The organism is Streptomyces scabiei 87.22, from assembly GCF_000091305.1.
GTDB lineage: Bacteria > Actinomycetota > Actinomycetes > Streptomycetales > Streptomycetaceae > Streptomyces > Streptomyces scabiei.
Window position 1 is genome coordinate 7,438,724 of record NC_013929.1, and the last position, 25,504, is coordinate 7,464,227.

Annotated in this window: 22 protein-coding genes and 1 riboswitch; of the genes, 15 read left to right on the forward strand and 7 right to left on the reverse strand. The window is 69.9% G+C overall.

The annotated features are described in order from the left end of the window. Positions 1 to 148: 148 nt before the first annotated feature. Positions 149 to 3,277, forward strand: a complete 3,129-nt coding sequence (locus SCAB_RS32105; RefSeq protein ID WP_013004276.1) for an efflux RND transporter permease subunit — start codon at positions 149 to 151, stop codon at positions 3,275 to 3,277. A gap of 90 nt (positions 3,278 to 3,367) precedes the next feature. Here SCAB_RS32105 and nadA read toward each other — a convergent pair whose 3' ends face one another. Further along, the gene (gene nadA / locus SCAB_RS32110) at positions 3,368 to 4,552 is read right to left on the reverse strand and encodes a quinolinate synthase NadA (RefSeq protein ID WP_013004277.1); all 1,185 of its coding nucleotides are present in this window, start codon (positions 4,550 to 4,552) and stop codon (positions 3,368 to 3,370) included. A 362-nt stretch (positions 4,553 to 4,914) separates the two neighbouring features. On the opposite strand from nadA, the gene SCAB_RS32115 reads away from it, so the two are divergent. Next, complete coding sequence (locus tag SCAB_RS32115; protein ID WP_013004278.1) at positions 4,915 to 5,271, forward strand: HesB/IscA family protein; 357 nt, start codon at positions 4,915 to 4,917, stop codon at positions 5,269 to 5,271. A gap of 117 nt (positions 5,272 to 5,388) precedes the next feature. On the opposite strand, the gene SCAB_RS32120 is transcribed toward SCAB_RS32115, so the two are convergent. Together SCAB_RS32120 and SCAB_RS32125 are read right to left on the reverse strand one after the other, a co-directional pair. After that, positions 5,389 to 7,062 (reverse strand): hypothetical protein, encoded by a 1,674-nt coding sequence (locus SCAB_RS32120; protein WP_013004279.1) that lies wholly within the window; start codon positions 7,060 to 7,062, stop codon positions 5,389 to 5,391. A gap of 113 nt (positions 7,063 to 7,175) precedes the next feature. Further along, positions 7,176 to 7,388, reverse strand: a complete 213-nt coding sequence (locus tag SCAB_RS32125; protein WP_013004280.1) for a hypothetical protein — start codon at positions 7,386 to 7,388, stop codon at positions 7,176 to 7,178. Positions 7,389 to 7,522: 134 nt separating this feature from the next. Here SCAB_RS32125 and SCAB_RS32130 point away from each other — a divergent pair, with 134 nt between their 5' ends. Then, positions 7,523 to 8,497, forward strand: coding sequence for a carbohydrate kinase family protein (locus tag SCAB_RS32130; RefSeq protein ID WP_013004281.1), 975 nt, complete (start codon positions 7,523 to 7,525; stop codon positions 8,495 to 8,497). A 97-nt stretch (positions 8,498 to 8,594) separates the two neighbouring features. On the opposite strand, the gene SCAB_RS32135 is transcribed toward SCAB_RS32130, so the two are convergent. Then, entirely contained in the window at positions 8,595 to 9,971 is a 1,377-nt protein-coding gene (locus SCAB_RS32135; RefSeq protein WP_013004282.1) for a cysteine desulfurase/sulfurtransferase TusA family protein, read from the reverse strand. Between the two features lie 281 nt (positions 9,972 to 10,252). Here SCAB_RS32135 and ctaC point away from each other — a divergent pair, with 281 nt between their 5' ends. The 4 genes from ctaC to SCAB_RS32155 all read left to right on the forward strand — a co-directional run bounded on the left by ctaC (position 10,253) and on the right by SCAB_RS32155 (position 14,768). After that, positions 10,253 to 11,245: an aa3-type cytochrome oxidase subunit II gene (gene ctaC, locus SCAB_RS32140; RefSeq protein ID WP_013004283.1), complete on the forward strand. Its 993-nt coding sequence runs from the start codon at positions 10,253 to 10,255 to the stop codon at positions 11,243 to 11,245. After that, positions 11,242 to 12,981 (forward strand): aa3-type cytochrome oxidase subunit I, encoded by a 1,740-nt coding sequence (ctaD, locus tag SCAB_RS32145; protein ID WP_013004284.1) that lies wholly within the window; start codon positions 11,242 to 11,244, stop codon positions 12,979 to 12,981. Before ctaC ends, ctaD begins: the two co-directional genes overlap by 4 nt. Continuing rightward, positions 12,978 to 13,376 (forward strand): cytochrome c oxidase subunit 4, encoded by a 399-nt coding sequence (locus tag SCAB_RS32150; RefSeq protein WP_013004285.1) that lies wholly within the window; start codon positions 12,978 to 12,980, stop codon positions 13,374 to 13,376. Before ctaD ends, SCAB_RS32150 begins: the two co-directional genes overlap by 4 nt. Before the next feature lie 144 nt (positions 13,377 to 13,520). Continuing rightward, a complete protein-coding gene (locus tag SCAB_RS32155; protein ID WP_013004286.1) occupies positions 13,521 to 14,768 on the forward strand; it encodes a L,D-transpeptidase in 1,248 nt (415 codons plus the stop codon). A gap of 24 nt (positions 14,769 to 14,792) precedes the next feature. Here the strand turns inward: SCAB_RS32155 and SCAB_RS32160 are convergent, their stop codons facing one another. Then, positions 14,793 to 15,194 (reverse strand): response regulator, encoded by a 402-nt coding sequence (locus SCAB_RS32160; protein WP_013004287.1) that lies wholly within the window; start codon positions 15,192 to 15,194, stop codon positions 14,793 to 14,795. Positions 15,195 to 15,339: 145 nt separating this feature from the next. On the opposite strand from SCAB_RS32160, the gene ctaE reads away from it, so the two are divergent. The 6 genes from ctaE (at position 15,340) to SCAB_RS32190 (ending at position 22,547) form a co-directional block, all read left to right on the forward strand. Next, complete coding sequence (gene ctaE / locus SCAB_RS32165; RefSeq protein WP_037727920.1) at positions 15,340 to 15,960, forward strand: aa3-type cytochrome oxidase subunit III; 621 nt, start codon at positions 15,340 to 15,342, stop codon at positions 15,958 to 15,960. 98 nt (positions 15,961 to 16,058) lie between these two features. After that, positions 16,059 to 16,868, forward strand: a complete 810-nt coding sequence (gene qcrC / locus SCAB_RS32170; protein ID WP_013004289.1) for a cytochrome bc1 complex diheme cytochrome c subunit — start codon at positions 16,059 to 16,061, stop codon at positions 16,866 to 16,868. Continuing rightward, a complete protein-coding gene (gene qcrA, locus SCAB_RS32175; RefSeq protein ID WP_013004290.1) occupies positions 16,865 to 17,920 on the forward strand; it encodes a cytochrome bc1 complex Rieske iron-sulfur subunit in 1,056 nt (351 codons plus the stop codon). Before qcrC ends, qcrA begins: the two co-directional genes overlap by 4 nt. Beyond that, entirely contained in the window at positions 17,917 to 19,557 is a 1,641-nt protein-coding gene (gene qcrB / locus SCAB_RS32180) for a cytochrome bc1 complex cytochrome b subunit (protein ID WP_013004291.1), read from the forward strand. The genes qcrA and qcrB overlap by 4 nt, the downstream gene beginning before the upstream one ends. A 134-nt stretch (positions 19,558 to 19,691) precedes the next feature. Continuing rightward, entirely contained in the window at positions 19,692 to 20,756 is a 1,065-nt protein-coding gene (gene trpD, locus SCAB_RS32185; protein ID WP_037727923.1) for an anthranilate phosphoribosyltransferase, read from the forward strand. A 185-nt stretch (positions 20,757 to 20,941) separates the two neighbouring features. Then, positions 20,942 to 21,057, forward strand: a riboswitch (SAM riboswitch). A gap of 119 nt (positions 21,058 to 21,176) precedes the next feature. Beyond that, on the forward strand, positions 21,177 to 22,547 hold the full coding sequence (locus SCAB_RS32190; protein WP_013004293.1) for an aminotransferase class V-fold PLP-dependent enzyme: 1,371 nt from the start codon (positions 21,177 to 21,179) through the stop codon (positions 22,545 to 22,547). A gap of 31 nt (positions 22,548 to 22,578) precedes the next feature. Here the strand turns inward: SCAB_RS32190 and SCAB_RS32195 are convergent, their stop codons facing one another. Together SCAB_RS32195 and SCAB_RS32200 are read right to left on the reverse strand one after the other, a co-directional pair. Then, complete coding sequence (locus tag SCAB_RS32195) at positions 22,579 to 22,860, reverse strand: Lrp/AsnC family transcriptional regulator (protein WP_005478309.1); 282 nt, start codon at positions 22,858 to 22,860, stop codon at positions 22,579 to 22,581. After that, positions 22,857 to 23,612, reverse strand: coding sequence for a rhomboid family intramembrane serine protease (locus tag SCAB_RS32200; protein ID WP_013004294.1), 756 nt, complete (start codon positions 23,610 to 23,612; stop codon positions 22,857 to 22,859). The genes SCAB_RS32195 and SCAB_RS32200 overlap by 4 nt, the downstream gene beginning before the upstream one ends. Before the next feature lie 198 nt (positions 23,613 to 23,810). Between SCAB_RS32200 and SCAB_RS32205 the strand changes: the two genes are divergently transcribed. Together SCAB_RS32205 and SCAB_RS32210 are read left to right on the forward strand one after the other, a co-directional pair. Further along, on the forward strand, positions 23,811 to 24,050 hold the full coding sequence (locus tag SCAB_RS32205; RefSeq protein WP_013004295.1) for a hypothetical protein: 240 nt from the start codon (positions 23,811 to 23,813) through the stop codon (positions 24,048 to 24,050). A gap of 33 nt (positions 24,051 to 24,083) precedes the next feature. Continuing rightward, a complete protein-coding gene (locus SCAB_RS32210; RefSeq protein ID WP_013004296.1) occupies positions 24,084 to 25,427 on the forward strand; it encodes an NYN domain-containing protein in 1,344 nt (447 codons plus the stop codon). The last annotated feature ends 77 nt before the right edge of the window (positions 25,428 to 25,504 follow it).

A 25,504-nucleotide genomic window follows, 5' to 3' on the forward strand; every position in this document is an offset into this window, starting at 1 on the left:
GCGGAGCGAGGGAGAGGGGCACTCCCATGGCCCAGGGTATGAGGTGAGCGCTCACACTCGCTTCACACGGGCGACACATGGGGGACCCAGCCGCATGTGGCACGGGCGTTCGTCCTCCGCTCACGCCACGGAAGAGAGACCCTGACCCATGTCCTGGCTGTCCCGGTTCAGCCTCGCACAACGGGCCCTCGTCGGTCTGATGTCGATCATCGCGCTCGTCTTCGGGGCGATCGCGATACCCCAGCTCAAGCAGCAGCTGCTGCCCACCATCGAACTGCCCGTGGTGTCCGTGCTGGCGCCCTATCAGGGCGCGTCACCGGACGTGGTCGAGAAGCAGGTCGTCGAGCCGATCGAGGACAGCCTCGAAGCCGTCGGCGGCATCACGGGCGTCACCTCCACCGCCAGTGAGGGCAACGCCCTGATCATGGCGTCCTTCGACTACGGCCCCGGCACCGAGCAGCTCGTCGCCGACGTCCAGCAGGCCGTCAACCGGGTCCGGGCGCAGCTGCCGGACGACGTGGACCCGCAGGTGATCGCGGGCTCGACGGACGACATACCGACCGTCGTCCTCGCCGTCTCCTCCGGCGAGGACCAGCAGGCCCTCGCCGACCGGCTCGACCGGACGGTCGTGCCCACGCTGAAGGACATCGACGGCGTCGGCCAGGTCACCGTGGACGGCGTGCGGGACGTCCAGGTCACCGTCACCCCCGACGAGGCGAAGCTGGCGAAGGCGGGCCTGACCACGATGGCCCTCTCGCAGGCCCTCCAGGCCGGCGGCGTCACCGTCCCCGCGGGCTCCTTCGACGAGGACGGCGCCAACCGCACCGTCCAGGTCGGCGGCGGCTACACCTCGCTGGAACAGATCGAGAACCTGCGGGTGCGCGGCGAGGGCGCCAAGAAGCCCGTCCGTCTCGCCGATGTCGCGAAGGTCGAGGAGAAGCAGGCCAGGGCCGACTCCCTCACCCGCACCAACGGCGAGCCGAGCCTCGCCGTGATGGTCACCATGGACCGGAACGGCAGCGCGGTGGCCATCTCCGAGGCCGTCGAGGACAAGCTGGCGGACATGCGCCGCGACCTGGGCTCCGGCGCCGACGTCACCGTGGTCAGCGACCAGGGCCCGGCGGTCTCCAAGTCCATCGACGGTCTGACCACCGAGGGTGCCCTCGGTCTGCTCTTCGCGGTCCTGGTCATCCTGGTCTTCCTGGCGTCGATCCGCTCGACCCTCGTCACCGCGGTCTCCATCCCGCTGTCGGTGGTCCTGGCGCTGATCGTGCTGTGGACCCGCGACCTCTCCCTCAACATGCTCACCCTCGGCGCGCTGACCATCGCCATCGGCCGGGTCGTCGACGACTCGATCGTGGTGCTGGAGAACATCAAGCGTCACCTCGGCTACGGCGAGGAGCGCGAGGAGGCCATCCTCAAGGCGGTCCGCGAGGTCGCCGGCGCGGTCACCTCCTCCACCCTGACCACCGTCGCGGTCTTCCTGCCGATCGGCCTGACCGGCGGCATGGTGGGCGAACTGTTCGGCAGCTTCTCGCTGACCGTGACGGCGGCCCTGCTGGCCTCTCTCGTGGTCTCGCTGACCGTGGTCCCGGTCCTGTCGTTCTGGTTCCTGCGCGCCCCGAAGGGCACGCCCGAGGACGCCGACGAGGCGCGCCGCAAGGCCGAGGAGAAGGAGGCGAAGAGCCGCCTCCAGCGCTTCTACGTCCCCGTCCTGCGCTTCGCCACCCGCCGCCGGCTGACCAGCCTGGCCATCGCGGCCGTCGTCCTGGTCGGCACGTTCGGCATGGCCCCGCTGCTGAAGACGAACTTCTTCGACCCGGGCGACCAGGAGGTCCTCAGCCTCAAGCAGGAACTGAAGCCCGGCACCAGCCTCGCGGCGACCGACGCGCAGACCAAGAAGGTCGAGAAGCTGCTCGCCGGCACCGAGGGCGTCAAGGACTACCAGGTCACCATCGGCTCCTCCGGCTTCCTGGCCGCGTTCGGCGGTGGCACCGACACCAACCAGGCCTCGTACAGCGTCATGCTGGACGACTCGGCCACGGCCTCGGACGTCCAGGACACCATCGAGAAGGGCCTCGCCGGGCTCTCCGGGATCGGTACGACGACCGTCGCGGTCGGCGACGCCTTCGGCAGCCAGGACCTGAGCGTGGTCGTGAAGGCCGCCGACGCGGACGTCCTGCGCAAGGCCGCCGGGCAGGTCCGTGACGCCGTCTCGACGATGGACAACGTCACGGACGTCACCAGCGACCTCTCCCAGAGCGTCCCCCGGATCTCGGTGAAGGCCACCGACAAGGCGGCCGCGGCCGGCTTCGACGACCAGAGTCTCGGCGCGGCCGTCTCCCAGGCGGTGCGCGGGACGACGAGCGGCCGGGCCGTCCTCGGCGACACCGAGCGGGACATCGTCATCACGTCGGCGAAGCCCGCCCGGACGCTGAAGGAGCTGCGGGACCTGCGCCTCGGCGCGGTGACGCTCGGCGACATCGCGGACGTCGAGCTGGTGGACGGCCCGGTGGCCATGACCCGGATCGACGGCCGGCGGGCCGCGACGATCACGGCGAAGCCCAAGGGCGACAACACCGGCGCGGTCAGCGCCGACCTCACCGCCAAGCTGAACGCGCTGAAGCTGCCCGAGGGCGCCACCGCCTCCATCGGCGGCGTCTCCGAGGACCAGGACGAGGCGTTCGCCTCGCTCGGCCTCGCGATGCTCGCGGCGATCGCGATCGTCTTCATGCTGCTGGTCGCGACCTTCCGGTCCCTGGTCCAGCCGCTGATCCTGCTGGTCTCCATCCCGTTCGCGGCCACCGGCGCCATCGGCCTGCTGATCGTCACCGGCACGCCCCTGGGTGTCCCCGCGATGATCGGCATGCTGATGCTGATCGGCATCGTGGTGACCAACGCGATCGTGCTGATCGACCTGATCAACCAGTACCGCCGCCAGGGCTACGGCACCGTCGAGGCGGTCGTCGAGGGCGGCCGCCACCGCCTCCGTCCGATCCTGATGACGGCACTGGCGACGATCTTCGCGCTGCTGCCCATGGCGCTCGGCGTCACGGGCGAGGGCGGCTTCATCGCGCAGCCGCTGGCCGTGGTCGTGATCGGCGGTCTGGTCACCTCGACGCTGCTGACGCTCCTGCTGGTCCCGACCCTCTACACGATGATCGAGATCCGCAAGGAGCGCCGGGCGAAGAAGAAGGCCCTGAAGCGGGCGGGCAAGGAGTCCGGTCCGGCGACGGCGGAGGCCGGCGCGGAGGCGCCGGAGCCCGCGGAGGTCTGACGCGGGGCGGACACGGAACGACGAAAAGCCGGGGCGACGCCCCGGCTTTTCGGCTTCTCCCGGCTTTTCGGTTTCTGCCGGTCACGCTCCCTACGGCAGCGCCAGCATCCGCTCCAGCGCCAGCTTCGCGAACGCCTCCGTCTCCTTGTCGACCTCGATGCGGTTGACCAGGGTGCCCTCGGCGAGGGACTCCAGGGTCCACACGAGGTGGGGGAGGTCGATGCGGTTCATGGTGGAGCAGAAGCAGACCGTGCGGTCGAGGAAGACGATCTCCTTGCCCTCCGGCGCGAATCGGTTCGCCAGCCGCCGGACGAGGTTCAGCTCGGTGCCTATGGCCCACTTGGAACCGGCCGGCGCGGCCTCCAGCGCCTTGATGATGTACTCGGTCGACCCGACGAAGTCCGCCGCCGCCACGACCTCGTGCTTGCACTCGGGGTGGACCAGCACGTTGACGCCCGGTATCCGCTCCCGCACGTCGTTCACGGACTGCAGGCTGAAGCGGCCGTGCACCGAGCAGTGACCGCGCCACAGGATCATCTTCGCGGCCCGCAGCTGCTCGGCCGTGAGGCCGCCGTTCGGCTTGTGGGGGTTGTAGAGGACACAGTCGTCGAGCGACATGCCCATGTCCCGCACGGCGGTGTTGCGGCCCAGGTGCTGGTCCGGCAGGAACAGCACCTTCTCGCCCTGCTCGAAGGCCCAGTCCAGGGCCCGCTTCGCGTTCGACGAGGTGCAGATCGTGCCGCCGTGCTTACCGGTGAACGCCTTGATGTCGGCCGAGGAGTTCATGTACGACACGGGCACGACCTGCTCGGCCACGCCCGCCTCGGTCAGCACGTCCCAGCACTCGGCGACCTGCTCGGCGGTGGCCATGTCGGCCATGGAGCACCCGGCGGCCAGGTCCGGCAGGACGACCTTCTGCTCGTCACCGGTGAGGATGTCCGCCGACTCGGCCATGAAGTGCACACCGCAGAACACGATGTACTCGGCCTCGGGCCGGGCCGCCGCGTCCCGCGCGAGCTTGAAGGAGTCGCCGGTGACGTCCGCGAACTGGATGACCTCGTCGCGCTGGTAGTGGTGGCCCAGCACGAAGACCTTGTCCCCGAGCTTCTCCTTGGCGGCGCGGGCGCGCTCCACCAGGTCGGGGTCGGACGGGGAGGGGAGGTCGCCCGGGCACTCGACGCCCCGCTCGCTCCGCGGGTCGGCCTCGCGGCCGAGCAGCAGCAGGGCGAGGGGCGTCGGCTGTACGTCGAGCTCCTGGGTCTGGGCGGTGGTCACGGCACGCACCCTTTCTGTTCTGCGGCTCGCCGTCCCCGGGGGAGGGCCGGCGGGACATGCGGACGATCCTTTTCGTCGATTTGACGCTATCTATCATAACCGCTTCACGTCAGTTTGACGATGCCCATAGTGTCCATGTGACATGAATCCCGGCGGCCCGCACGCCGCGTCCCGCCCCGCCCTCGCCCCGCCCCCGCGCGTGGCGTTGTCCACAGCCCCCGGCGACCCCGTGCCCCTGTCACGGGCCATGTGCGAGCATGAAGACAGAAGCGTGGCGAATCCACGCGGCCCGGAATGAATCCGGGGCTCCGGCGGTTGCACCCGTCGGCAAGCAGTCTCCGTACAACCCGGGAGAGATGTAGATGTCCGTATCGGACGAGACCGGCACCGTCACCGACGGCATCATCGTGACCGACGCCGCCGCGGCCAAGGTCAAGGCCCTGCTCGACCAGGAAGGCCGTGAGGACCTGGCGCTGCGCGTCGCCGTTCAGCCCGGCGGCTGCTCCGGCCTGCGGTACCAGCTCTTCTTCGACGAGCGCTCGCTCGACGGTGACGTGGAGAAGGACTTCGACGGCGTGAAGGTCGTCACCGACCGCATGAGCGCCCCGTACCTGGGCGGCGCCACGATCGACTTCGTCGACACCATCGAGAAGCAGGGCTTCACCATCGACAACCCGAACGCGACGGGTTCCTGCGCCTGCGGCGACTCCTTCAGCTAGGGTCCCCGCCCGCGTGCGACGGTCGTACGCGCACGGCGACGATCGGTACGGCGAAGGCGGCGCCCCCTCACAGGGGGCGCCGCCTTCGCCCGTCCGCCGTCGACGCTGCCGCGGTGTCTACCGGTCGCCGAGCGGCCCGCCCAGCGGTATCTCCTTGCCGTCGGCCCCGACCACGTCCCGGCCGTCGATCGGTTCGTCCAGCCGTACCGTCCGCTCCATCATCTCGGCGATCATGACGCAGACCTTGCCCTCCCAGGGGGTGGCGATCACGGTGACCGTCACCCCGTCCGGCTTCTCGCTCACCGAGGCCGAGTAGTCGCTGCACCGCCCGCCCCAGAAGTTCACGGTCAGTTCGTCGCCCTTCTCGTTCATCGTGTAGCCCTGGAGCGGCACCTCCCGCGAGGACGGACCGGTGGGCGGGGTGTCGCCGTCACCCGGCTCGGGGGCGGCCAGGTAGGCCGGGTCGACCGCCGGCTGCGTCACCGTGTAGGTCTCCGCGGCCCCGGCCGGGCGTACCTCGTACAGCCAGGACGGCACCAGCGCCGGGTGCCCGTCCACCTGCTGCGAGGCGAGCCCGAACACCGCCTTCTCGACGGCGACCGTCTCCGGCTTCGGGGCCTTGCTCATCCGCTCGCACGGGGTCTCGCCCGACGCGACCGTCCCGCTCTCCACGGCCGAGCCGTTCTCCCCCTCCAGCGGGACGGGACCGGTGCAGCCGCCGATGCCGCCCCGCCCGGCGCCCACACCCTGCCCGGAGTCGTTGAGCAGCTTCAGCGCCCGGTCCGCGTCCACGACGGGATACGTGTCGCCCTTCTTCGGCGACGTCAGGTTGCCGCTGCCGCCGAGCACCTGTCCGTCGGCGCCGATCCGGATGCCGGTCGCCCAGCCGTACGTGGGCAGCCCGCCCACCTCGGGGTCGGCGTTCACCACCCGTACGGCGCCCATGAGCTGGGTGGCGTCGAGCTTCGCCTCGTCCTGGCCGACGGCCTTGAGCACGGGCATCGCGGCCTTCCTGGCCACCGCCTCGCTCACCGGGTCACCGGCCCCGGCCGAGCCGTCGGACGCGCAGACATCCGCCTTCCGGCAGTCGTCGGTGCCCGGCGTGTACCGCTCGAACGTCCACGCCCCCGGCGCCGCACGGCTCACCCGCAGCACCGGTTCCGTGCCGTCCCCGGCCGCTCCCACCCGCCAGCTCTCGCCCTCGACGGTGGGTTTGCCCTCGGCCCCGAGCGCCTTGGCGAGCCGCGCCACCGCGGAGGCCGTCACCTCGCCCTTCAGCGCGTACACCGGAGCCGAGCCGGGGCCCTCGGGCAGGTCGCCGCCCGCGCGGTAGGTCACCCCGTTGGGGTTCGGTTCACCGGGCGCGATGCCGTTCGAACCGCCGCCGCTCCGTCCGTCGAGCGCGAGGGGCGGGGGAGTGCCGTCACCGCCCGGCGCGCCGGAGCCCTTGCCGTCGGCCCCGGACCGGTCGGAGGCCGTGGTGGCGAGGAGCGCCCCGCCCCCTCCGACCAGCAGCACGGCCGCGGCCACGGACGCGACGACCACCCGGGTGCGCCGGGCGCCGGGCCGGCCGTCACCGCCGCCGCTCACGATGTCGGCGTCACCGGCCGTACCCGCTTCCGCGGCCTCGGCCTCGGGCTCACCGGGCTGGTCGGCCTGGTCGGCCCGGTCGGCCGGACCGGCCCCGTCCGTCCCGGTGGCGTCGTCCCCGGCAGCCCCGAGCGCCTCGGTGGCGCCGGGCTCCGGGCCCTCGTCCGGGTTCTCGGTGTTGTCGGGTCGCTCGGAGTTCACCGCATCGCTCCTTCGGCAGGTCGTACACCGCATCCCCTCTTCGGGGGACGGCGATGGGACGCGGCGGGGGAGCGGGCGGTTCCCTCAGTGACCGTAGGGAGTGGGCGGTTCCCTCAGTAGCCGTACTCCGGCATCGCGTCCACCAGCCGTGCGGACGTCACCGGCACCGTGACCCCGTGGATGAGCGAAGGGGAGACGGGAGCCGTAATGACCTTCGCGGGGGCCGCCCAGTGCGGAGCCATCCGGGCGCAGTCGCCGCGCAGCGCCGCGAGGCTGCCGCCGTCCGGGTCGAACGGAACGGAGCCATTGATCTTGGGGTTCGTCATACGGGCACCGTACGCACCGCGAACCTGCGAAGAAAGACCTACTATCGGGTAGTTTCGCCTGCTTCAGAGCAGGTGGCCGACCCGGTAGCGTGAACTGTCAATCCCCTCTCCCTTCGCAGGAGTGTGTCCTCGCCGTGCGTATCGCAGTCTCCGGCTCCATCGCCACCGACCATCTGATGACCTTCCCGGGCCGCTTCGCCGACCAACTCGTCGCGGACCAGCTGCACACGGTCTCCCTCTCCTTCCTCGTCGACCAGCTCGACGTGCGCCGGGGCGGTGTCGGCGCGAACATCGCGTTCGGCATGGGACAGCTCGGCACGCGCCCGATCCTGGTCGGCGCGGCGGGCTCCGACTTCGACGAGTACCGTGCGTGGCTCGACCGGCACGGGGTCGACACCGCCTCCGTGCGCATCTCGGAGACCCTGCACACGGCCCGCTTCGTGTGCACCACGGACGCCGACCACAACCAGATCGGCTCCTTCTACACCGGCGCGATGAGCGAGGCCCGCCTCATCGAGCTGCAGACCGTCGCCGACCGCGTGGGCGGCCTCGACCTCGTCCTCATCGGGGCGGACGATCCGGAGGGGATGCTCCGTCACACGGAGGAGTGCCGCACCCGGGGCATTCCGTTCGCCGCCGACTTCTCGCAGCAGATCGCCCGCATGGACGGCGACGAGATCCGGATACTGCTGGACGGCGCCACGTACCTCTTCTCCAACGAGTACGAGAAGGGCCTCATCGAGTCCAAGACCGGCTGGTCCGACGCGGAGATCCTCGCCAAGGTCGGCCACCGGGTGACCACGCTCGGCGCGCGGGGCGTGCGCATCGAGCGCGCCGGTCACGACCCGATCGAGGTCGGCTGCGCCGAGGAGGAGCGCAAGGCCGACCCCACCGGAGTCGGCGACGCGTTCCGCGCGGGCTTCCTCTCCGGGCTGGTCTGGGGGGTCTCGCTGGAACGGGCGGCCCAGGTCGGCTGCATGCTCGCCACCCTCGTGATCGAGACGGTGGGGACGCAGGAGTACGCGCTGCGCCGGGGCCACTTCATGGACCGGTTCGAGAAGGCGTACGGGGACGAGGCCGCGGCCGAGGTCAAGAAGCACCTGAACTAGAGGCGGGGAAGCACCCGGCCAGAGCTGAAGAAGGACCTGAACCGGACGGGCCGGGCGGCCCGTGCCCCCGGCTCGTACGAGGGGCACGGGCCGCCCGCTATCCCACCCGGCGCACCACGTACGCCGAACCCCGTTCCGCCGGTTCCTCCCCCACGTACTCCTGGCCCCGCATCTCGCACCACGCCGGGATGTCCAGCCGGGCCGCCTCGTCGTCGGACAGGACGCGGACCGTGCCGCCGACGGGCACGTCCCCGATCACCTTGGCCAGCTCGATGACGGGGATCGGGCACCGTTTGCCGAGGGCGTCCACGACCAGGACGTCCTCGTGCACCACGGCCACGGGGGCCGGCGCCCCCAGCTTCTCGCGGACCGCCGCGACGGCCCCCGGCAGCACCGCCAGGAACCGCTCGACGTCCGCCGCCGCCGCCCCCGCCGGCAGGGACACCCGCACGTTCCCCTCGCTCAGCACCCCCATGGCCCGCAGCACATGGCTGGGCGTCAGCGTGCTGCTCGTACAGGAGGACCCGGAGGAGACGGAGAAGCCCTCGCGGTCCAGCTCGTGGAGCAATGTCTCCCCGTCGACATAGAGACAGGAGAAGGTGACCACCCCGGGCAGCCGGTGCTCCGGGTCGCCGACCACCTCCACATCGGGCACCAGTGACGGCACCCGGGCCCGGATCCGCTCCGTCAACTCCCGCAGCCGTACCGCCTCCGCGTCCGCCTCCGCCCGTACGGCCCGCAGCGAGGCGGCGGCCGCCACGATCGCCGGGATGTTCTCGAACCCGGCGGCCCGCCCCGACTCCCGCTCGTCGGCTGGCCCTTGCGCCGCGAAGCGCACCCCCTTGCGCACCACGAGAAGGCCGACCCCGGACGGACCGCCCCATTTGTGCGCGCTGGCGGTCAGCGCCGACCAGTCACCGCCCACCCGCCCCCACCCGAGCGACTGCGCGGCGTCCACCAGCAACGGCACGCCCGCCTCCCGGCACGCCCGGGCCACCTCGGCCACCGGCTGCTCGGTCCCCACCTCGTGGTTGGCCGACTGCAGACACGCCAGCGCCGTGTCGGGACGCAGGGCCTCGGCGTAGGAGGAAGCGGCCACCGAGCCCGTACGGCCCACCGCCACCCGGGTGACCGTTCCGCCGTCGGCCTCGTGCGTCTCCGCCGCGTGCAGCACCGACGAGTGTTCGACGGACGACACGATCAGGTGGCGCCCCGCCCGCCGCCGCCCGGCCAGCACTCCCGCGATCCCCGTGTGCACCGCCCGGGTCCCCGACGAGGTGAAGACCAGTTCGTCGGCCCGGCATCCGACCGCCTCGGCGGCCGCCTCCCGCGCCGCGTCGAGCAGCAGCCGGGCCCGCCGCCCCTCCCGGTAGAGCCGCGCGGGATCGGCCCACCCCTCGTTCAGCGAAGCCATCAGCGCCTGCCGGGCGACGGGATGAAGGGGAGCGGAGGATGCGGAGTCGAAGTAGGCCACGGGCCAACGCTAAAGCCTCGGGCCGACGGCAAAGGGGCGCGGGGAACTGCGCGAACAGCCACAACGCGCGCGCACCCGCCAAATCACCCGAACCCCCGAGCTATTAGGCGCTCGGCATGACCCGCGGAGTGTTGGGCCCCCCTCCCCGCGCAGCCCCAAAACGCGTCCAGTAGGGTTTGGTCCGCATAAACATCCAAACCCCTGCCCGTCGCAGGGCGGCGACCGACCAGCGAGAAGGCCGCAGCCATACCGCGCGGGCGAGACTCTCGGGAAGGCGCTACGTGAGTCCCAACGGCTCCGACCTCCCCCGCTGCCTGAAGGGCGCGGGCGGTACCCCCATGCCGCGGCGCCCGATGCGGCGGAAGCTGCTGCAGGCGATGACCGCAGGCCTGGTCCTGGCGACCGCCACCGGTTGCACATGGGAGGACTTCCCCCGCCTGGGTATGCCCACCCCGACCACGGAAGAGGCTCCGCGGATCCTCTCCCTGTGGCAGGGGTCGTGGGCGGCCGCGCTCGCCACGGGCGTGCTGGTGTGGGGCCTGATCCTGTGGAGTGCTTTCTTCCACCGGCGCAGCCGCACCAAGGTCGAAGTTCCCCCACAGACCCGGTACAACATGCCCATCGAGGCGCTGTACACGGTCGTCCCGCTGATCATCGTCTCGGTGCTCTTCTACTTCACCGCCCGTGACGAGTCGAAGCTGCTCGACACGTCCAAGAAGCCCGACCTCACGGTCAACGTGGTGGGCTTCCAGTGGAGCTGGTGCTTCAACTACATCGAGAACGTCGAAGGCTCCACCGGCGACGCGGCCACCGACAAGAACCTGGCCGCGATCCCGAACCGGTACAAGGAGGACTTCCCGGCGAACGCCGGCGGTGTCTACACCTGCGGCATTCCCGGCGACAAGAACCCGCAGACCGGCAACCCGGGCCCGACGCTCTGGCTCCCGAAGGGCAAGACGGTCCGCTTCGTCCTGACCTCGCGTGACGTCATCCACTCCTTCTGGGTGGTGCCGTTCCTCATGAAGCAGGACGTCATCCCGGGCCACACCAACGCCTTCCAGGTGACCCCCAACCAGGAGGGCACCTTCCTGGGCAAGTGCGCCGAGCTCTGCGGAGTGGACCACTCGCGGATGCTCTTCAACGTGAAGGTCGTCTCCCCGGAGCGCTACGAGGAGCACCTCAAGTCGCTCGTGGAGAAGGGCCAGACCGGTTACGTCCCGGCCGGCATCGAGCAGACGCAGCACGAGAAGAACCGGGAGACGAACGTACTGTGAGCATCCTCAACGAACCTCAGGGTGCCGAGGCAGCGGGTTCCCACTACGAGGACGAGCTGCCGGTCCGGCGCCAGCGGCGTGGTGAGATCGTCGTCAAGTGGCTGACGACGACCGACCACAAGACGATCGGCACGCTGTACCTGGTCACGTCGTTCGCGTTCTTCTGCATCGGCGGCGTCATGGCGCTCCTCATGCGCGCCGAGCTCGCCCGCCCGGGCACGCAGATCATGTCGAACGAGCAGTTCAACCAGGCGTTCACGATGCACGGCACGATCATGCTGCTGATGTTCGCGACGCCGCTGTTCGCCGGTTTCACCAACTGGATCATGCCGCTGCAGATCGGCGCGCCCGACGTGGCGTTCCCGCGGCTGAACATGTTCGCGTACTGGCTGTACCTCTTCGGCTCGCTCATCGCGGTCGGTGGCTTCCTCACCCCGCAGGGCGCGGCCGACTTCGGCTGGTTCGCCTACAGCCCGCTGTCGGACGCGGTCCGCAGCCCGGGTATCGGCGCCGACATGTGGATCATGGGTCTGGCCTTCTCCGGCTTCGGCACCATCCTCGGCGCGGTCAACTTCATCACCACGATCATCTGCATGCGCGCACCCGGCATGACCATGTTCCGCATGCCGATCTTCGTGTGGAACGTGCTGCTGACCGCCGTCCTGGTCCTGCTCGCCTTCCCGGTCCTCGCGGCCGCGCTGTTCGCCCTGGAGGCGGACCGCAAGTTCGGTGCGCACGTCTTCGACCCGGCCAACGGCGGCGCCCTGCTGTGGCAACACCTCTTCTGGTTCTTCGGCCATCCAGAGGTGTACATCATCGCCCTGCCGTTCTTCGGCATCATCTCCGAGGTCATCCCGGTCTTCTCCCGCAAGCCGATGTTCGGCTACATGGGCCTGATCGGAGCGACCATCGCGATCGCCGGCCTCTCGGTCACGGTGTGGGCGCACCACATGTACGTCACCGGAGGCGTGCTCCTGCCGTTCTTCTCCTTCATGACGTTCCTCATCGCCGTACCGACGGGCGTGAAGTTCTTCAACTGGATCGGCACGATGTGGAAGGGCTCGTTGTCCTTCGAGACACCGATGCTCTGGGCCACCGGCTTCCTGATCACCTTCACCTTCGGTGGTCTGACCGGTGTCATCCTGGCCTCGCCGCCGATGGACTTCCATGTCTCGGACTCGTACTTCGTGGTGGCGCACTTCCACTACGTGGTGTTCGGCACCGTCGTCTTCGCGATGTTCTCCGGCTTCCACTTCTGGTGGCCGAAGATGACCGGCAAGATGCTCGACGAGCGCCTGGGCAAGATCACCTTCTGGACGCTGTTCATCGGCTTCCACGGCACGTTCCTCGTCCAGCACTGGCTGGGCGCGGAGGGCATGCCGCGTCGTTACGCGGACTACCTCGCGGCCGACGGGTTCACCGCGCTGAACACGATCTCCACGATCGCCTCGTTCGTTCTCGGTCTGTCGATCCTGCCGTTCCTCTACAACGTGTGGAAGACGGCCAAGTACGGCAAGAAGGTCGAGGTCGACGACCCGTGGGGTTACGGCCGTTCGCTGGAGTGGGCGACCTCCTGCCCGCCGCCCCGCCACAACTTCCTCACCCTGCCGCGGATCCGCAGCGAATCCCCGGCGTTCGACCTGCACCACCCGGAGATCGCCGCGCTCGAACAGCTCGCGCACGGCGGCCCGGCGGCCGATGAGCTCGCGGCCAGCGGCAAGGAGGCCGGCAAGTGAAGGTCCAAGGCAAGATGTTCATCTGGCTGGCCGTCTTCGTGCTGGCCATGGCGATCGTCTACGGCGTGTGGTCGAAGGAGCCGGCCGGAACCACGGCGCTGTTCCTCGCCTTCGGCCTGTGCATCATGGTCGGCTACTACCTGGCCTTCACGGCCCGGCGGGTCGACGTGGGCGCGCAGGACAACAAGGAGGCCGACGTCGCGGACGACGCCGGTGAGATGGGCTTCTTCAGCCCGCACAGCTGGCAGCCCCTCGCCCTGGGCGTGGGCGGCGCGCTCGCCTTCATGGGCGTCGTCTTCGGCTGGTGGCTGCTGTACTTCTCGGCCCCGATCATCATGATCGGCCTGTGGGGCTGGGTCTTCGAGTACTACCGCGGCGAGAACCAGAACCAGTGACACCGCGCCCGTAGCACGCGCAGAGCGGACGGAAGCCCGGACACTCCGACAGGAGGTCCGGGCTTCCCCCTTTTGCCACGCCGTACGTCGCTCGGTCGGGTCACCCGGCGCGCCGCGCTTGACGGGCGTTCCTACGGTGAACTCATGAGCACATCACCCCGTAACCGCACGGTCGCCGGCTGCACCCTGTTGGTGGTCTCCCTGGGAGCGGGCGTCACCGCCTGTGGTTCCGGTGGCCACCCGCTCTCGGGCACGCCCTACGACGCGGCCGACCAGGTCTCCTTCAACACCCCGACCGGCCAGGGCGAGAAGGCCGACCCCGACAGGCCGCTGGAGATCACCGCGAAGGACGACGGCCGCATCACCGACGTCACCGCCGTGGACGCCGCAGGACGCTATGTGGCGGGCGAACTCTCCGAGGACGGAGACCGCTGGCACTCCACCTCGCCGCTCGCCGCCAACGCCCGCTACACGGTCCGCGTGAGCACCGAGGACGAGGACGGCGCCCCCGGCCGCGAGACCGTCGCCTTCGCCACCGGCCGCCCCCTCACCAAGAAGCGCCTCAACGTCACGTTCGGGCCCAAGGAAGGCAGGTACGGCGTCGGCCAGCCCGTCACCGCCGAACTGAGCCGGCCCGTCAAGGACAAGGCCGCCAGGGCCGTCGTCGAACGCGCCCTGAAGGTGGACTCCACCCCCGCCGCGGAGGGCGCCTGGCACTGGGTGGACGACAAGGAGCTCCACTTCCGCCCCAAGGAGTACTGGCCCGCCGAGGCCACCATCCGGGTGCACAGCAACCTGGAGGGCCTCAAGATCGGCGACCGGCTCTGGGGCGGGAAGGCCGACCCCATCCAGCTCACCACCGGCGCCAAGATAGTCGCCGTCACGGACGCCGCCTCGCACCAGATGACCGTCTACAAGAACGACGAGGTCATCAAGCAGATACCGGTCACCACCGGCATGCCGGGCTACGACACCCGCAACGGGGTCAAGGTCGTCCTGGCCAAGGAGGGCACCGTCCGCATGACCAGCGCCAGCATAGGCGCGTCGGACTTCTACGACCTGACCGTGCACCACTCCGTCAGGGTCACCAACAGCGGCGAGTACGTCCACGCCGCCCCCTGGTCGACCGGGTCCCAGGGATACGCGAACGTCAGCCACGGCTGCACCGGCATGAGCATGGGCAACGCCGAGTGGTTCTACGACACCATCAACGAGGGTGACATCGTCGAGGTCGTCAACTCGGCCGGCGACACCATGGCCCCGTTCGGCAACGGCTACGGCGACTGGAACCTCGACTGGAAGAACTGGCGTGAGGGCAGCGCCCTGGTCGGCGGCACCGACGAGATGCCCGCCCCCCAGGTACAGGCCCGCCTGAGACCCGAGTCGGTGTAGCGGCGGGCCCTTCCCCGGAGCCGGCTAGGCGCTCAGCGCCCGCTTCTCGCGGAGCAGCGACGCCAGCGCCGACGCGAACTCCACCGGCTCCACCGGCAGCGTCACCGCCGCGTCCGCCCTGCTCCACGTCGCCAGCCACGCGTCCTGCGGCCGTCCGATCAGCACCAGCGAGGGCGGGCACTCGAAGATCTCGTCCTTGATCTGCCGGCACACGCCCATGCCCCCCATGGGCACGGCCTCACCGTCCAGGACGCAGACGTCGATCCCGCCCCTGTCCAGCTCCTTGATGACGGCGGCGGGGGTCGCGCACTCGATGAACTCCACGGCCGGCACATCCGGAGCGGGGCGGCGACCGGTCGCGAGCCGCACCTGCTCCCGGGTGTTGGAGTCGTCGCTGTAGACCAGCACCGTGGCGGTCGGCTGCATTGTTCCTCCGTGACGTCAGCGTCTTTAAGGACAGGCCCGATGCGCGGATGCTACTCCCTCGAAGACCACGTCAGCACCGGTACGGAAGGGAGCAACACTCCGAACGGCACCCCCCGGAGTGAGGGCGGGATAAGCGACCGACATAATGTCGGTCGTGGCGACAGCAACGACAGTAGAAACCGGGCACGCGCACCCGTCGGTCAACCGGCCGAACCTCACCAGCGTCGGAACCATCATCTGGTTGAGTTCCGAGTTGATGTTCTTCGCGGCCCTCTTCGCGATGTACTTCACCCTGCGATCGGTGACCGGTCCGGAGTTCTGGCACGAGAAGGCCAGCACCCTGAACTTCCCGTTCTCGGCGACCAACACCACGATCCTGGTGCTCTCCTCCCTCACCTGCCAGCTCGGTGTGTTCGCCGCCGAGCGCGGGGACGTGAAGAAGCTCCGGATGTGGTTCATCGTCACGTTCGTGATGGGTGCGATCTTCATCGGCGGTCAGGTCTTCGAGTACACCGAGCTGGTCAAGCACGAGGGCCTGTCGCTCTCGTCCGACCCGTACGGCTCGGTGTTCTACCTGACCACCGGCTTCCACGGCCTGCACGTGACGGGCGGTCTCATCGCCTTCCTGCTGGTCCTCGGACGCACCTACGCGGCGAAGAGGTTCACCCACGAGCAGGCCACCGCGGCCATCGTCGTGTCCTACTACTGGCACTTCGTCGATGTCGTCTGGATCGGCCTGTTCGCCACGATCTACATGATCAAGTAGACCGGGCGGCCGGGCCGGGCGGACCGTACGCCTGCCTCGAACCGAGAACGACCCTTCCAGAAGCACCGACGCAGAAGATCCTGACACCGGGGTAATCCGTGAAAAAGCTCTCCGCACGACGACGCCATCCGCTGGCGGCGGTCGTCGTCCTATTCATCGCGTTGGCGGCCTGCGCGGGGCTGTACACCGCCTTCGCCCCCGCGGACAAGGCGCAGGCCGATGAAACCGCCCAGACCCTCACCATCGAGGAGGGCAAGAAGCTCTACGCCGTAGGCTGCGCCAGCTGCCACGGCACCGGCGGTCAGGGCACCTCCGACGGTCCCTCCCTGGTGGGTGTGGGCGCGGCGGCGGTCGACTTCCAGGTCGGCACCGGCCGTATGCCGGCCCAGCAGCCGGGCGCGCAGATCCCGAAGAAGAAGGTCATCTACTCGCAGGCCGAGATCGACCAGCTCGCGGCGTTCATCTCGTCGCTGGGCGCCGGTCCGGAGATCCCGACCGGGAACGAGTACGACCCCGAGGGCGCGGACATCGCCGAGGGCGGCGAGCTGTTCCGCACCAACTGCGCGCAGTGCCACAACTTCACCGGCAAGGGTGGTGCGCTGTCCGAGGGCAAGTACGCGCCGAGCCTTGAGGGTGTCGACCCCAAGCACATCTACGAGGCCATGCAGACGGGCCCGCAGAACATGCCGTCCTTCCCCGACACCACGCTGTCGGAGGAGAACAAGAAGGACATCATCGCGTACCTCGACGCGGTCAACGGCGACGAAACCGTGGAGCCCGGTGGCCTCAGCCTCGGCGGACTCGGCCCGGTCAGCGAAGGTCTCTTCGGCTGGGTGTTCGGGCTCGGCACGCTGATCGCCGTCGCCGTCTGGGTCGCCGCTCGGACCGCAAAGGCCAAGAAGTCATGAGTAGCCAAGAGATTCCAGAAGAGAACCTGCCCATCGAGCAGGACGCGCACGGCGCGGTCCAGGTCGCGGACGAGAAGAACCCCTTCGCGGACCCCGGCCTCCCGCCCCACGAGCACCGGGTCCAGGACATCGACGAGCGGGCCGCGAAGCGGTCCGAGCGCACGGTCGCCCTGCTGTTCACGGTGTCGATGCTGGCCACCGTCGCCTTCATCGCCTCGTACCTGGTGATCGACGTGGACAAGTCGATCTACGTCTGGCCGATCGGTCACATCAGCGCGCTGAACTTCGCGCTGGGGATGACGCTGGGCCTGTCGCTGTTCTGCATCGGCGCGGGCGCGGTCCACTGGGCCCGCACGCTGATGTCGGACGAGGAGATCGCCGACGAGCGCCACCCGATCGAGGCCGCTCCCGAGGTCAAGGCGAAGGTCCTGGCGGACTTCAAGCAGGGCGCCAAGGAGTCCGCGCTCGGCCGCCGCAAGCTGATCCGCAACACGATGTTCGGCGCGCTGTCCCTGTTCCCGCTCTCCGGTGTCTTCCTGCTCGGCGGTCTGGGCCCGGCGCCCGGCACCAAGCTGCGGCACACCACGTGGGCCAAGGGCAAGAAGCTCGTCAACATGAACACCAACGAGCCGCTGCGCCCGTCGGACGTCGCGGTCGGGTCTCTGACCTTCGCCATGCCGGACGGCCTGAGCGAGCACGACCACGACTTCCAGAAGAACATCGCCAAGGACGCCCTGATGATCGTCCGGATCCAGCCGGACGACATCAAGGACAAGCGCGAGCTGGAGTGGTCGCACGAGGGCATCGTGGCGTACTCGAAGATCTGCACCCACGTGGGCTGCCCGATCTCCCTGTACGAGCAGCAGACGCACCACGTGCTCTGCCCTTGCCACCAGTCCACCTTCGACCTCGCCGACGGCGGACGGGTCATCTTCGGCCCCGCGGGTCACGCGTTGCCTCAGCTGAGGATCACCGTCGGTGAAGACGGCTACCTCGAAGCGGTCGGCGACTTCGAAGAGCCCGTCGGTCCTGCCTTCTGGGAGCGCGGATGAGTACTACGAACACCACCGGTTCGCGCGACAAGCGCGAGAAGGCACCGGCCGGCGAGCGCGTCGCCGACTGGGCCGACGGCCGGCTCGGGATCTACTCCCTGGCCAAGGCCAACATGCGCAAGATCTTCCCCGACCACTGGTCGTTCATGCTGGGCGAGATCTGCATGTACAGCTTCATCATCATCATCCTCACGGGTGTGTACCTGACGCTGTTCTTCCACCCGTCGATGAACGAGGTGGAGTACCACGGCAGCTACGTCCCGCTGCAGGGCCAGCTGATGTCCGAGGCGTTCAACTCGACCATGCACATCTCCTTCGAGGTGCGCGGTGGTCTGCTGATCCGCCAGATCCACCACTGGGCCGCGCTGGTCTTCCTCGCCGGCATGTTCGTGCACATGATGCGCGTGTTCTTCACGGGCGCGTTCCGCAAGCCGCGTGAGGTCAACTGGCTGTTCGGCTTCCTGCTGTTCGTCCTCGGCATGTTCACCGGCTTCACCGGTTACTCGCTCCCGGACGACCTGCTCTCCGGCACCGGTGTCCGCTTCATGGAGGGCGCGGTCCTGTCCGTGCCGATCGTCGGCACGTACCTGTCGTTCTTCCTCTTCGGCGGGGAGTTCCCGGGCGGTGACTTCGTGGCCCGGTTCTACTCGGTCCACATCCTGCTGCTGCCGGGCATCATGCTGGGCCTGATGGTGGCGCACCTGATCCTGGTCTTCTACCACAAGCACACGCAGTTCGCGGGCCCCGGAAAGACGAACAACAACGTCGTCGGCATGCCGCTGCTCCCGGTGTACATGGCGAAGGCCGGCGGCTTCTTCTTCCTGGTCTTCGGTGTCATCGCGGTCATCTCCGCGATCGCCACGATCAACCCGATCTGGACCATGGGCCCCTACCGTCCGGACCAGGTGTCCACCGGCGCCCAGCCCGACTGGTACATGGGCTTCTCCGAGGGCCTGATCCGTGTCATGCCGGGCTGGGAGATCAACTTCTGGGGTCACACGCTGGTCCTGGGCGTCTTCATCCCGCTGGTGATCTTCCCGCTGGTCCTGGTCGCGATCGCGGTCTACCCGTTCATCGAGTCCTGGGTCACCGGCGACAAGCGCGAGCACCACATCCTGGACCGCCCGCGCAACGCCCCGACCCGTACGGCCTTCGGCGTCGCGTGGATCACCTGGTACATGGTCCTGCTGATCGGTGGTGGAAACGACCTCTGGGCGACCCACTTCCACCTGTCGATCAACTCGATCACCTGGTTCGTCCGGATCGCGTTCTTCGTGGCCCCGGTCCTCGCGTTCGTCGTCACCAAGCGCATCTGCCTCGGCCTGCAGCGCCGGGACAAGGACAAGGTGCTGCACGGTCGCGAGACCGGCATCATCAAGCGCCTGCCGCACGGTGAGTTCATCGAGGTCCACGAGCCGCTCAGCCAGGAGCAGCTGCACACGCTCACGGCGCACGAGCAGTACGCGCCGGCCGAGATCGGTGCCGCGGTCGACGAGAACGGTGTCGCCCGCAAGGTCTCGCGCCTGGAGAAGGCCCGCGTCAAGCTGAACAAGGGCTTCTACGGCGAGGACAACCAGATCGCCAAGCCCACCGTCGAGGAGTACAAGGAGATCACGAGCGGCCACGGCCACCACTGATCGTCCCGCTTCGCCACACCACGGTCGAAGGGCCCCCGTCCGATCTTCGGACGGGGGCCCTTCGCCGTGCCCGGGGCTGGATAGGGTGGGGTTCACCTTCTTCCACGTCTCGTCTACGACACCCAGGAGCGGCTATGAGCGCTGTGACCCCCGCTGGAGGCGACACCGCGGCGGTCCGTTCCTGGCCGGCGGTCCTGAACGCGCTGCTGTCCGGGCACGACCAGGACGCCGGTGCCACCTTCTGGGCGATGGACCAGATCATGCGCGGCGAGGCGACGGACGCGCAGATCGCCGGGTTCGTGGTGGCCCTGCGGGCCAAGGGGGAGACCGTCGACGAGATCACCGGTCTCGTCGACGCGCTCTACGAGCACGCCAATGTGATCGAGGTGGCCGGGGAGACCGTCGACATCGTCGGCACGGGCGGGGACGGGGCCAAGACGGTCAACATCTCCACGATGTCCTCGATCGTCGTCGCCGGTACGGGCGCGAAGGTCGTCAAGCACGGCAACCGGGCCGCGTCCTCGGCGTCCGGGGCCTCCGACGTCCTGGAGAAGCTGGGCGTCAATCTGGAGCTGACGCCGAAGCGGGTGGCCGAGGTCGCGGAGGAGGCCGGGATCACCTTCTGCTTCGCGGTGAAGTTCCATCCGGCGCTGCGTCATGTGGCGGCAGCACGTGGGCAGTTGGGCATCCGTACGGTCTTCAACGCGCTCGGGCCGCTGGCGAACCCGGCGAAGGTGCGGGCCCAGGCCGTCGGGGTCGCCGACCCCCGGATGGCGCCCATCATGGCCGGTGTCTTCGCCGGACGCGGCAACTCCTCGCTGGTCTTCCGCGGCGACGACGGGCTCGACGAGCTGACGACCACGGCGACCTCACGGGTGTGGGTCGTCCGGGACGGCAAGGTCACCGAGGAGGCGTTCGACCCGCGCGAGGTGGGCCTGGAGCTGGTGCCCGTGGAGGCGCTGCGCGGGGCCGACGCCTCGTACAACGCGGATGTCGCGCGGCGGCTGCTGGGTGGGGAGACCGGGCCCGTGCGGGATGCGGTGCTGTTGAACTCGGCTGCCGCGTTGGTGGCGTTGGAGCCGACGTCCGCGCCGCTGGCGGAGCAGTTGCGGGGCGGGATGGCGAGGGCCGCGGAGTCGATCGACTCCGGCGCGGCGCGGCAGGCTCTCGAGCGGTGGGTCGCGGCGACGAACAGGTAGGGGGGCGGGTGCGGGGAAAAGCACGGGGCGCAGCCCCTGCTTTTCAGGGGCGCGGGGAACTGCGCGAGAAGCCCCCACCCACCCGCACCCGCCGATGAACCTCGCTGTCCACCCCCGAGGCGTCCCGTCCCGGAATCCGGACACGAGTTGCGGCGCGACGATCACCTCGCGTACGTTCTGCTTCAGGTCATGAGTGACAGCCCATAGCCCCGGCTGGCTGTCCGGCAACCCTCCTTCCGTGGCGGGGTGCCCCGGGTGAAGACCGGGCCGTAGGCAGCGAGGTCTACGGCAAGCGCGGCTTCGAGGGAGTTCTTCCGTGAGCAAGCGAATGCGATAGGGCCGCCGAGCCCCGCCTCCGCGCACCCCTTTTCCTTCCTTCAGCGTGCCTTTCTTCGGCATGCGCTCTCACGGGAGTTCCCCATGTCTGTCCCCAGTGTCTCCACCCTTGCCGCCGACCAGTCGATTTACTCCCCGCTGCCCGTTCTGGGACGTGATGTCACCGTCCCGCTCGTCACCGGTGGCGAGGTCACCTACGCCGCCCTCGACTACGCCGCCAGCGCCCCCGCCCTGCAGCGCGTTTGGGACGACGTGGCCGCGTACGCGCCGTACTACGGGAGTGTGCACCGGGGTGCCGGGTACCTCTCCCAGCTGTCGACGGACCTCTTCGAGAACGCCCGCCACACCGTCGCCGAGTTCCTCGACTGCCGGGACGACGACCAGCTGATCTTCACCCGGTCGACGACGGACTCCCTGAACCTCCTGGCCGAGGCCCTGCCCGCCGACTGCCAGGTCTTCGTCTTCGAGACCGAGCACCACGCCTCGCTGCTGCCCTGGCGGGACGCGCGGGTGACGTACCTGGACGCGCCCCGGACGCCGGAGCAGGCCGTCGCCACCCTGGAGACCGCCCTCGCGGCCCGCGACCCGTACGGGCCGGCGCTGGTGTGCGTCACCGGTGCCTCGAACGTCACCGGGGAGATCTGGCCCGTGCGGGAGCTGGCCGCGGTCGCCCACGCGCACGGCGCGCGGATCGTGCTCGACGCGGCCCAGCTCGCGCCCCACCACCCCGTCTCCGTACAGGAGCTGGACGTGGACTGGGTCGCCTTCTCGGGGCACAAGCTGTACGCGCCGTTCGGGTCCGGTGTGCTCGCCGGGCGCGCCGACTGGCTGCGCGAGGCCGACCCGTACCTCGCGGGCGGCGGTGCCAGCCGCAAGGTGACCCGGCGGACGGACGGCGGCGTGGACGTCGAGTGGCACGACAGCGCCGCGCGTCACGAGGCCGGCTCGCCCAACGTCATCGGCGCCTACTCCATCGCCTCCGCCTGCAAGGCCCTCACCGAGGCCGGGTTCGACACCCTCGTCGCCCGGGAGCGGTACCTGATCGACACCGTCCGGGCCGGGCTCGCCGAGGTGCCCGAGGTGCGGACCCTCTCCCTCTTCGGGGACGACGCCCCGCGCGTCGGCGTCCTCTCCTTCGTCGTGGAGGGCTGGAACAGCTCCCACTTCGCCGCCGCCCTCTCCGCCGAGTACGGCATCGGCGTACGCGACGGCCTCTTCTGCGCCCACCCCCTCGTCCGCACCCTCCTCGGCACCGACCCGCAGACCCAGGGCGAGTGCGGAGCCCCCGAGGCGGCCCCCGGCGAGCGCTCCCTCAACGCGATCCGGGTGAGCTTCGGAGCGGGCACCCCCGACGAGCACGTGGAGCGGTTCCTGGGGGCGGTCAAGGAGCTGGTGCGTGACGGCGCGAAGTGGAACTACCGCACCGAGGACGGCCGCTGCGTCCCGGCGGTCTGACCGCCGGAGCATTCGGCCGCGCGAGAGGCCGCTAGCCGTCCAGCCCGATGGCGAAAGCGGCCTCCAGGTCGTGCTGGGAGTAGGCGCGGAAGGCGACGTGCGTGTCCGTGCCGAGGACTCCCGGGATCTTGCTGATCCGGCCGGGGATCACGTCCGCGAGGTCCTCGTGCTCCTTCACCCGGACCATGGCGACCAGGTCGTACGTACCGGTCACGGAGAACACCTCGGTCACGGAGTCGATCGCGGCGATCGACTCCGCGATCTCCGGAATCCGGTCCACGCTGGTCTTGATGAGGACGATCGCGGTGATCACGGCTGGTTCTCTCCCTCGGGGGCCGGAGCAGGGACGTTCTTCGAGGCGTCCGCTGGCGGTTTCACTCTAGCCCCACGGCCGTAACGCCCCCACGCGTAGACGAACCCCAGTCCGAACCCCACCAGGTGCGCCAGATAGGCGACGCCCGGCCCCGAGGTCTGCCGTCCCGCCGCCAGCCATTGCAGGCTCACCCAGAACGGCAGGGTCACCCACGCCGGGAAGCGCAGCGGGAGGAAGAAGAGGAACGGCAGGAGGCTCGTCACCCGCGCCCGGGGAAACAGGTACAGGAACGCGCCGAGGACCGCCGAGATCGCACCCGAGGCGCCGACCAGCGACTGCGGCGACCCGGCGTGCGCCGCCGCGTACGCCACCAGCGCGAGGTAGCCGCAGCTCACGTAGAACAGGGCGAACGCCGCCCGGCCCATGCGTTCCTCGGCCATCGCCCCGAAGACGAACAGGAAGAGCATGTTGCCCAGCAGGTGCAGCCAGCTGCCGTGGACGAAGAGCGCGGTGAGGGGGGTGAGCGCAGCCCGCGGGGCGCCGCCGAAGAGTTCCACGGGGACGACGCCCCAGCGGTGGAAGTACGCCCGTTGCGCCGCGAGCAGCTCGTCCCCGGTGCCGTACACGGGATTGAGGCCCGCCGCCGGGCCGATCAGGAAGATCGCGCAGCAGGCGGCGATCAGCCCGTACGTGACGGGTGCCGACTCGTTCCGTACGGCCCGGGCGGCCCGGGTGACCCACTTGCCGATCATGCGCAGAGCATGACGTAACCGGACCCACCCGCACAGACCGCCTCGCCGCCCGCGCGGATCGGCCGCCCCTCCGGAACCGGTCGACGCCCCCACCGTGGGCGAACAGGCGTCCGGTGCCGGTCAGGCCGTAGGGTTACGAGCCACAAGCACCGGGACGCCGGCGCTTCACGGAGACTGGAAGAAGGAAGAGCAGCCACGATGACGGTTCCCCTGCCGACGGACACCACCCGCTGGCGCTGCACGCTCTGTGGCAATCTCACGCGGTTCGACGTGACGCGCTCGTCGAAGGTCGTCGAGTACGTGCACCTCGACCTCGCCGGGCAGCCCAAGGTCGAGGAGCGCGAGGTGGTCAGTGAGACCATCGAGTCGGTGCGCTGCCGCTGGTGCAACGCCGTGGACCAGGTGGAACTCGTGGACAGGCCGGACGCCGACTCCTGAGGGAGCCGGTCCGCACAGACATTGGGGTGACGGATGGTGGAGACCGCAGGCGGGGGGCCGGCCGACGGCGCCGCCGAGGTGCTCGACCGTCCGCTGCCCGAGGGCGTGCGCAGACGGGTCGTGCAGATCGTCTCGGACGGGTTCGGCGGCCTGACGGTCGCCGAACTGCCCGCACAGCTCAGGCAGTACGCCCGGTTCACCCCGACCCGTCGGGTGAAGTTCGCCGGGAACGCGATGGCGGCAGCGGTGGAGAGCGACACGCTGTTCAGACAGCGGATCGGCGAGCGGTTCCGTGAGGCCCACCCGGAGCTGGCCGGCGCCCTCGACACGGGCGCGCCGCCCCCGGCGGCGGACCCGCTGGACGTGGCGGCCGCGGCCTACGTGCTGCGGCCCACCGGCTGGGTGAAGCTGGTCGCCGCCGCCGGTGAGGAGGCCCTCCGGGCCGACGCCGAGCGCGCCGACGAGGAGAGCCGGGCCGAGCTGGACCGGCTGCGCGAGCAGCTCGCCGAGGCCCGCGCCCACACCAAGTCCGAGACGGAGCGGCTGCGTACGGAGCTGGAGGCGGCACGCAAGGAGGCCGACTCCCTGCACCGCAAGCTCCGGGCCGCTCTCAGTGACGTCAAGCGGGGCGAGGCCGCCCTGCGCAAGCTGCACGCCGAGACGGAGACCGTACGCGCCGAGGGCCACGCCCAGGTGTCCGCGGCCGAGAGCGAGAGCCGTCGTCTCAAGGCGCGGCTCGGTGAGGCGGAAGCCGCCCTGGAGGCCGCCCGGCGGGCCGCCCGCGAGGGCCGCAGCGTCGAGGACATGCGCGTACGGCTGCTGCTCGACACCGTGCTGGACGCCGCCCAGGGGCTGCGGCGGGAGCTGGCGCTGCCGCCGGTCTCCGTACGGCCCGCCGAGACCGTCGACGCGGTCGAGCCGGGGCGGATGACCCCGAAGGACATCGCCGCCCGCGCCCTGTCGGAGAACGACCCGGCGATCCTGGACCAGTTGCTGGCGCTGCCGCAGGCGCACCTCGTCGTCGACGGCTACAACGTGACCAAGACCGGCTATCCGCAGATGCCGCTGGAGAAGCAGCGCCTCAGGCTCCTCGGGCAGCTCTCCCAGCTCGCCGCGCAGACCGGCGCCGAGGTCACCTGTGTCTTCGACGGGGCGGAGCTGGCCGCGCCGGTGCTGCTCGCGCCGCCGCGCGGGGTGCGGGTGCTGTTCTCCAAGCCGGGCGTCACCGCCGACGAGTTGATCCGTCAGCTGGTGCGGGCCGAGCCGCCCGGCCGGCCGGTCATCGTCGCCTCCACCGACCGCGAGGTGGCCGACGGGATCGCCAAGGCGGGCGCCCGTCCGGTGGCGTCCGCGGTGCTCCTCAAGCGGCTTTCCTGACCCTTCGGTACCGTCCGCCCGCAACGGCAACGAACAGGCGCTATGCCCGAATTGACGGAACTGTTGCGCAACGTAGC

Bases quoted from the DNA above. Each gene is read 5' to 3' on its own strand.
- SCAB_RS32105 (WP_013004276.1), top strand. From the start codon at position 149: ATGTCCTGGCTGTCCCGGTTCAGCCTCGCACAACGGGCCCTCGTCGGT.
- SCAB_RS32115 (WP_013004278.1), top strand. From the start codon at position 4,915: ATGTCCGTATCGGACGAGACCGGCACCGTCACCGACGGCATCATCGTG.
- SCAB_RS32125 (WP_013004280.1), bottom strand. From the start codon at position 7,388: ATGACGAACCCCAAGATCAATGGCTCCGTTCCGTTCGACCCGGACGGC.
- SCAB_RS32155 (WP_013004286.1), top strand. From the start codon at position 13,521: ATGAGCACATCACCCCGTAACCGCACGGTCGCCGGCTGCACCCTGTTG.
- SCAB_RS32160 (WP_013004287.1), bottom strand. From the start codon at position 15,194: ATGCAGCCGACCGCCACGGTGCTGGTCTACAGCGACGACTCCAACACC.
- ctaE (WP_037727920.1), top strand. From the start codon at position 15,340: ATGTCGGTCGTGGCGACAGCAACGACAGTAGAAACCGGGCACGCGCAC.
- qcrA (WP_013004290.1), top strand. From the start codon at position 16,865: ATGAGTAGCCAAGAGATTCCAGAAGAGAACCTGCCCATCGAGCAGGAC.
- qcrB (WP_013004291.1), top strand. From the start codon at position 17,917: ATGAGTACTACGAACACCACCGGTTCGCGCGACAAGCGCGAGAAGGCA.
- trpD (WP_037727923.1), top strand. From the start codon at position 19,692: ATGAGCGCTGTGACCCCCGCTGGAGGCGACACCGCGGCGGTCCGTTCC.
- SCAB_RS32190 (WP_013004293.1), top strand. From the start codon at position 21,177: ATGTCTGTCCCCAGTGTCTCCACCCTTGCCGCCGACCAGTCGATTTAC.
- SCAB_RS32200 (WP_013004294.1), bottom strand. From the start codon at position 23,612: ATGATCGGCAAGTGGGTCACCCGGGCCGCCCGGGCCGTACGGAACGAG.
- SCAB_RS32205 (WP_013004295.1), top strand. From the start codon at position 23,811: ATGACGGTTCCCCTGCCGACGGACACCACCCGCTGGCGCTGCACGCTC.
- SCAB_RS32210 (WP_013004296.1), top strand. From the start codon at position 24,084: ATGGTGGAGACCGCAGGCGGGGGGCCGGCCGACGGCGCCGCCGAGGTG.